Origin of the sequence: Myxococcus sp. AB036A (assembly GCF_006547355.1) — a bacterium.
Classification (GTDB): Bacteria; Myxococcota; Myxococcia; order Myxococcales; family Myxococcaceae; genus Myxococcus; species Myxococcus virescens.
The window spans coordinates 1-6,234 of sequence record NZ_VHLC01000188.1; the positions used below are offsets into that span (position 1 = coordinate 1).

7 protein-coding genes and 1 tRNA gene are annotated in these 6,234 nt (G+C 66.9%); 7 read left to right on the top strand and 1 reads right to left on the bottom strand.

Annotated elements, in window-relative coordinates; genetic code table 11:
• Nucleotides 1-188 precede the first annotated feature (188 nt).
• From gap to FL344_RS37635, 5 genes are all read left to right on the top strand, one after another.
• Complete coding sequence (gap, locus tag FL344_RS37615; RefSeq protein ID WP_141621893.1) at nucleotides 189-1,199, top strand: type I glyceraldehyde-3-phosphate dehydrogenase; 1,011 nt, start codon at nucleotides 189-191, stop codon at nucleotides 1,197-1,199.
• A 39-nt stretch (nucleotides 1,200-1,238) separates the two neighbouring features.
• Nucleotides 1,239-2,426 carry a phosphoglycerate kinase gene (pgk, locus tag FL344_RS37620; protein WP_141621894.1) on the top strand — a complete coding sequence of 396 codons (1,188 nt, stop codon included), beginning with the start codon at nucleotides 1,239-1,241 and terminating at the stop codon, nucleotides 2,424-2,426.
• A gap of 39 nt (nucleotides 2,427-2,465) precedes the next feature.
• Nucleotides 2,466-3,236 carry a triose-phosphate isomerase gene (gene tpiA / locus FL344_RS37625; protein WP_141621895.1) on the top strand — a complete coding sequence of 257 codons (771 nt, stop codon included), beginning with the start codon at nucleotides 2,466-2,468 and terminating at the stop codon, nucleotides 3,234-3,236.
• Between the two features lie 95 nt (nucleotides 3,237-3,331).
• Nucleotides 3,332-3,751 carry a preprotein translocase subunit SecG gene (gene secG, locus FL344_RS37630; protein ID WP_090488808.1) on the top strand — a complete coding sequence of 140 codons (420 nt, stop codon included), beginning with the start codon at nucleotides 3,332-3,334 and terminating at the stop codon, nucleotides 3,749-3,751.
• A 103-nt stretch (nucleotides 3,752-3,854) separates the two neighbouring features.
• Nucleotides 3,855-3,936, top strand: a tRNA-Leu gene (locus FL344_RS37635).
• A gap of 361 nt (nucleotides 3,937-4,297) precedes the next feature.
• Here the strand turns inward: FL344_RS37635 and FL344_RS37640 are convergent.
• On the bottom strand, nucleotides 4,298-4,492 hold the full coding sequence (locus tag FL344_RS37640) for a hypothetical protein (protein ID WP_141621896.1): 195 nt from the start codon (nucleotides 4,490-4,492) through the stop codon (nucleotides 4,298-4,300).
• Nucleotides 4,493-4,827: 335 nt separating this feature from the next.
• On the opposite strand from FL344_RS37640, the gene FL344_RS37645 reads away from it, so the two are divergent.
• Nucleotides 4,828-5,079, top strand: a complete 252-nt coding sequence (locus tag FL344_RS37645) for a hypothetical protein (protein ID WP_141621897.1) — start codon at nucleotides 4,828-4,830, stop codon at nucleotides 5,077-5,079.
• A 415-nt stretch (nucleotides 5,080-5,494) separates the two neighbouring features.
• Complete coding sequence (locus tag FL344_RS39615) at nucleotides 5,495-5,626, top strand: ATP-binding protein (protein ID WP_255508273.1); 132 nt, start codon at nucleotides 5,495-5,497, stop codon at nucleotides 5,624-5,626.
• Nucleotides 5,627-6,234 lie beyond the last annotated feature (608 nt).

Sequence of the window (6,234 nt, forward strand, 5' to 3'; positions counted from 1 at the left end):
GGGTGGGGGAACGGGCACCGCCGTCTGGCTGTTGCTCGGGGTGATTGTTCAGCTTCGGCGTGCGCGTCGTCGCGGGGATGTCGCCGGGCGTTGACTCGGCCGGTCGCGATGCCTACGGTCGGCCGCCCTCGATTTTGACGTGACGACCCGTGGGTGCCTGGCACCCACTGCTCAAGGAGACGACGAATATGGCTACCCGGATTGCCATCAATGGTTTCGGCCGCATCGGTCGCTGCATCCTCCGCGCGGTGCTCAGCCGCAAGGAAGACCTCGAGATTGTCGCCATCAACGACCTCGACAAGCCCGCGGCGCTGGCGCACCTGTTCAAGTACGACTCCGTGCACCGCACCTGGCCGGGTGAGGTGAAGGCGACGGAGAAGGGCATCGTGGTGGACGGCAAGGAGATCACCGTCACCGCGGAGAAGGACCCGACGGCGCTGCCCTGGAAGAACCTGAACGTGGACGTGGTGCTGGAGTGCACCGGCCGCTTCACCGCGCGCGACGCGGCGGAGAAGCACCTGAAGGCGGGCACGAAGAAGGTCATCATCTCCGCCCCGGCCAAGGGCCCGGACATCACCATCGCTTACGGCATCAACCACAACGAGTACGACCCGGCCAAGCACCACGTCATCTCGAACGCCTCTTGCACCACCAACTGCCTGGCGCCCATCGCCAAGGTGCTGGTGGACAACTTCGGCATCGAGAAGGGCCTGATGACCACGGTCCACAGCTACACCAACGACCAGCGCATCCTGGACCTCACCCACGAGGACATGCGCCGCGCCCGCGCCGCCGCGCTCTCCATGATTCCCACCAGCACCGGCGCCGCGAAGGCCATTGGTGAGGTGATTCCGCAGCTCAAGGGCAAGATGCACGGCCTGGCCGTCCGCGTGCCGACCCCGAACGTGTCCCTGGTGGACCTGACGGTGAACACAGAGAAGAAGGTCACCGCCGAGGCCGTCATCGAGGCCTTCCGCAAGGCCGCCGAAGGCCCGCTCAAGGGCGTGCTGGAGTTCAGCGACGCGCAGACGGTGTCGGTGGACTACAACGGCAACCCGCACTCGGCCATCTTCGACTCCACCAACTGCTTCGTGATGGGCGACAACCTGCTCAAGGTCATGGCCTGGTACGACAACGAGTGGGGCTTCTCCAACCGCATGGTGGACACGGCGAAGTTCCTCGTCTCCAAGGGCGTCTAGTCCCAAGGGCGTTCAGGGCACCGAGAGGGAAGGACCGAGATGATCCGTTACATCGATGATCTGCAGCTGACCGGGAAGCGCGTCTTCATCCGCGTGGACTTCAACGTCCCGATGGAAGGACGGCGCGTGACCGACGACACCCGCATCCGCGAGGCGATGCCCACCATCCGGCGCGCGCTCGAAATGGGCGGGAAGGTCATCCTGGCCTCCCACCTCGGCCGCCCCAAGGGACCGGACCCGAAGCTGTCGCTGGAGCCTGTCGCCGTGCGGCTCGCCGAGCTGCTCGGCGGCAAGCACGAAGTCATCCTCACCGACGACTGCGTCGGTGACGGCGTGAAGAAGCAGGTGAAGGAGCTCAAGGAAGGCCAGGTGGTCGTCCTGGAGAACCTCCGCTTCCACAAGGAAGAGGAGGCCAACGACGAGACGTTCGCCCGCGAGCTGGCGGCGCTGGCGGACGTCTATGTCAACGACGCCTTCGGCACCGCCCACCGCGCCCACGCGTCCACCGCGGGCATGGTGCCCTTCGTGAAGGAGAAGGCGGCCGGCTTCCTGATGCGGAAGGAAATCGAGTACCTGGGCAAGGTGCTCAAGAACCCGGACAAGCCCTTCGTGGCCATCCTGGGTGGCTCGAAGGTGAGCGACAAAATCAAGGTCATCGAGAGCCTGCTGCCCAAGGTGGACGCGCTGCTCATCGGTGGCGCCATGGCGTACACCTTCCTGAAGGCGCAGGGCGTAGAGGTGGGCAAGTCCCGCGTCGAGGGCGACAAGCTGTCGCTGGCCACGCGCCTGCTGGAGGCGGCGCACCGGTTCAAGACGCAGCTGGTCCTGCCGGTGGACCACATCGTGGGCACCGAGCCCACGGAGAACAGCCCCGCCACGGAGACGCCGGACAACGCGATTCCGCCGGACATGATGGGCCTGGACATCGGTCCCAAGACGCGCGCCATCTTCGCGCAGCACATCCGCGATGCGAGGACGGTGGTGTGGAACGGGCCCATGGGCCTGTTCGAGGTCCCCAAGTTCGCCGAGGGCACCCGCTCCGTCGCCGCGGCCATGGCCATCAACACGCAGGCCACCACCGTCATCGGCGGCGGGGACAGCGCGGCGGCCGTGGAGCAGATGGGCTTCGCGGACAAGATGAGCCATGTGTCCACTGGTGGAGGTGCGTCCTTGGAATTCCTGGAAGGACGCGAGTTGCCGGGCATCAAGGCGCTGGAGACGCGGTAGGCTCCGCGTCCGACACACCACACACCCCTGGGGGACACCATGGCCACCGCGCGTCGTCGGAAGATCGTTGCTGGCAACTGGAAGATGAACAAGTCGGTACCGGAGGCGCTGGCCCTGGTGCGCGATCTGCGAGGGCAGGTGGCTTCCCTGGGGGACACCGTGGAGGTGGTGGTGGCGCCGCCGTTCGTGGCGCTGCAGCCGCTGCATGTCGCGCTGGAAGGCGCGCCGCTGGCGCTGGCGGCGCAGAACTGTCACTGGGAGTCCTCGGGCGCCTTCACGGGTGAGATTTCCGCGCCGATGCTGGCCGAGCTGGGGTGCGCCTACGTCATCGTGGGGCACTCCGAGCGCCGGCAGCTCTTCGGGGACACGGACGAGCAGGTGAACAAGCGGGCGAAGGCGGTCCGCGCGGCGGGGATGACGCCCATCATCTGCGTGGGCGAGACGCTGGCCGAGCGCGAGGCGAACCAGACGCTGGCGGTGGTGGAGCGTCAGGTGCGCGGGGCGCTGGAGGGCTTCGAGGCCAAGGACGTGGCGGGCTTCGTGCTGGCCTACGAGCCGGTGTGGGCCATTGGGACGGGGCGCAACGCCACGGCGGCGCAGGTGCAGGAGGTCCACGCGGCGATCCGGGGGCTGGTCGAGCGCCTGTATGATGGGGAGACGGCCGGGCGGGTGCGCATCCAGTACGGCGGCAGCGTGAAGCCGGACAACGCCGCGGAATTGCTGGGCCAGCCGGACGTTGATGGGGCGCTTGTCGGGGGCGCGAGCCTGAAGGCGGGCGACTTCGCGGCCATCGTCAAGGCGGCCACTTAGAGTTGATCCTGGGGGCGGGCGGAAGATGTTGTCACCCGTTCACCACTTTGGTGTAGGGTGCGCCTCCTTTTCACGGAACGTCTGAAAGAGTCCACATGCTGACCTTCGTCACGATCGTGCACGTCCTGGTGTGCGTGTTCATGATCTTCGTCATTCTGCTCCAGCCGGGTAAGGACGCCGGTATGGGCTCCGCGCTGGGCGGTGGTGCCGCCACGAGCGCCTTCGGCGGCCGGGGTGCGGTGACGTTCCTCAGCAAGCTGACCGGCGTCTTCGCCGCGCTCTTCTTCTTCAGCTCGCTCGGCCTGTCCTTCGTGGGGCTGCGCTCCTCGGTGGCGGCGGGTGGCTCGGTGGCTTCGCCTCCGGCGCAGTCGGCCCCGGCGACCTCGGGTGACGCGGCTCCGGGCAGCATGGAGCAGCCGCGCGGCGAGCAGTCGACTCCGCCCGCCGAGGGTGGTGGCAACCCGGCGACGGGTGAGTCCGCTCCCGCGACGCAGGAGCCGGCTCCGGCGCAGTAGTCGTTCGCGGTACGTGGTTCGTAGGAAGAATCTGATTCACGCAGCGGTTGAGATTGTCGTTGCGTGAATCAGAAAGCTCCGGTAGATGGACGCCGCAGCAAACGCCCAGGTGGTGGAACTGGTAGACACACCATCTTGAGGGGGTGGCGCCGAAAGGTGTGCGGGTTCGAATCCCGCCCTGGGCACTCCGAAAAAGCCTCCAAGTCCTTGGGACTTGGGGGCTTTTTTATTTGCCGCTCTGGACTGTAGTTCGCCCGTAGCGTGGGCCGAATCCCGGGTGATGGCGGAAACAGGTCGGCGCGACGACGGACGCCCGGGCAGGATGCCTGCCAGGCGCCCCTATGCGGCTGTGTTGCAAGACGGGGCCTGGTCCGGGCGCGGGGCTCCGCAGAGCGGCGGTAATGTGGGGCGGACATCGTGGGGCATGACAACCGATGCCCTCCGATCTCGAAGAGCGCCCCGTTCCTCGTGGGAGACGAACACGAGCGTTCAGGCACTTGCGGCGGAGTGTCTTTGACGCACTGCGAGCCGGTGAGTGAGCGCGGCCTAGTGCAGCTGTCCCGACAGGGCGGACCAGCCGGGCGGGTCTGCTTCAATGGAATACAGCTCGCCGATGAGCTCCAGCACCTCTTCGCTCGCGGGGGGGGCGAAGGCCTGGGCCTTGAAGAAGTTGCGACGCGCGTAGGCCCAACTCTCGTCTACCTCCGGCGGCGACGGCTTCCACCAGCGCGCGACGCTCAAGCCGCTACCGGCGTGCCCCTATCAGCTGGCCTACAGGACGAAGGCGCGGGTGAGTATCGGCTACCACGTGGAGTTGCAGGGCCACTGATACAGCGTGCCGTTCACGCTGATGGGCAAGCCGGTGGAGGTGCGTCACTCGGAGGGCGCCGTCGAAGTCTTCCTCGCGGGCCTCCGGGGGGCCAGCCATGTGCGAAGCGCGCAGAAGGGGGCGCTTCACCACCTGACCCGGGCACAGCCCCGCCTCCCATTGGCATTACACCGAGTGGACGCCCTCGCGTCTCATCCGCTGGGCCGAAGGCGTAGGCCCCTCGTGAGCGAAGCTGGTGGAGGAACTCATGACGAAGCGGACTCACCCGCAGCAGGGCTTCCGCTCGTCGCTGGGCGTGCTGCGCCTGGCCGACGAGAAGAAGTACGGCGAGGCCCGCGTGGGGAATGTGTACGCCCAGGCACTGCGCTGCCGTGCCGTCAGCTACAAGGCCGTCGTCGCTATCATCCAGCACCACCTTGAGGACGCCGACGAGAATCATGCCGACAAGGGCGCGCTGCCCGAGCATGAGAACGGGTGCGGTGCTCACCCCTACCACTGACTGCATGCACGGCCTCTTGGCCGGGCGCTGCCATTGCCCGTCGGTGTTGGCTTGAGTCTCTCAGTCTCGACGGTGGCCTGCGCGCATGAGGGCGCGCAGGCTAGACACCGAGACTGACGGAGAAGAACGAATGCTCGTGGTCCAGACGCTGGAGAATCTCAACGCGTTGAAGCTTGCACGGCATGGCAAACGACCTGCGCGGCTGACTGGAGAGGCGGGCCGACACGACGCTGAGCGCCATTGACATGGCGGGCCTCCTGGCGGACGCGGAGTGGATGTGCCGGGAGAACAAGAAGCTGAGTGCGCGCCTGCTGCGTGCGAAGCTGCGCCAGCAGGCCTGAGTAGAGGACATCGGCTACACCCGCGCCCGCGGACTGATGAAGCCGTAGGTGCGGAGCTGTCCACCTCGAAGTAGGTGGCAGGCAAGCACAACGTGCTGCTGACGGGGCCAACGGGCGTGGGAAAGAGCTTTCTCGCGCCCGCGCTGGGGATGAGCTCCCTGAGGGGGCGGCTCGCTGTTCCGCCTCACTGTTCCTGTCGGACTTGATGGGGGCTACTCCACAGCACAGCGCGTCCGGATGAACTGGAAACGAATGAATCGGCTCGCCGTGCGGTGAAGCCCCCTGCTCGCATTCAACCGCCGTGGCCCAACGAGCGGCTCCACGTTAGAACCCATGCCAAGCGCTCAGAGCGCTAGTGCCGCGTCTGGGCGCTGTGCGGGGGAGCAGCAGTGTCCGTTTCTACCGCGACCGCCCCGTGCGCGGTCGGCGCAGGCCGCCCACCGCCAGCAGGGCCGCGACTGTGGGCACCAGAACGTGCTCAACCCCGCGCGGGCTCCTTCGCCGCCGCGTCCACGCCAACTTGCACTGTAGGTGCGGAGCGGGCGCCTGGTCCGCGCGTCGTGTCGCAGCGAACGTCCTTCGTCCACCAGAGTACGGAATAGGGTGGTCAACGCAGCCGGTTGACAGAAAACGCGGCGGTGATAGAAGCCGCGCCCCTCGCAAAGAAGCCCGCGCACTGGCGCGGAGGGCACTTCGAGCGAGTCAGTACGACAATACGGAATACGGCAGTCAACGCAGCGAGTTGACAGGAGACGCGGTGGTGGTAGAAGCCGCGCCCCGACGAAGAAGCCCGGAAGGAAAGGGCGGACAAGTC

Bases quoted from the DNA above. Each gene is read 5' to 3' on its own strand.
- secG (WP_090488808.1), top strand. From the start codon at position 3,332: ATGCTGACCTTCGTCACGATCGTGCACGTCCTGGTGTGCGTGTTCATG.
- pgk (WP_141621894.1), top strand. From the start codon at position 1,239: ATGATCCGTTACATCGATGATCTGCAGCTGACCGGGAAGCGCGTCTTC.
- gap (WP_141621893.1), top strand. From the start codon at position 189: ATGGCTACCCGGATTGCCATCAATGGTTTCGGCCGCATCGGTCGCTGC.
- FL344_RS37645 (WP_141621897.1), top strand. From the start codon at position 4,828: ATGACGAAGCGGACTCACCCGCAGCAGGGCTTCCGCTCGTCGCTGGGC.
- tpiA (WP_141621895.1), top strand. From the start codon at position 2,466: ATGGCCACCGCGCGTCGTCGGAAGATCGTTGCTGGCAACTGGAAGATG.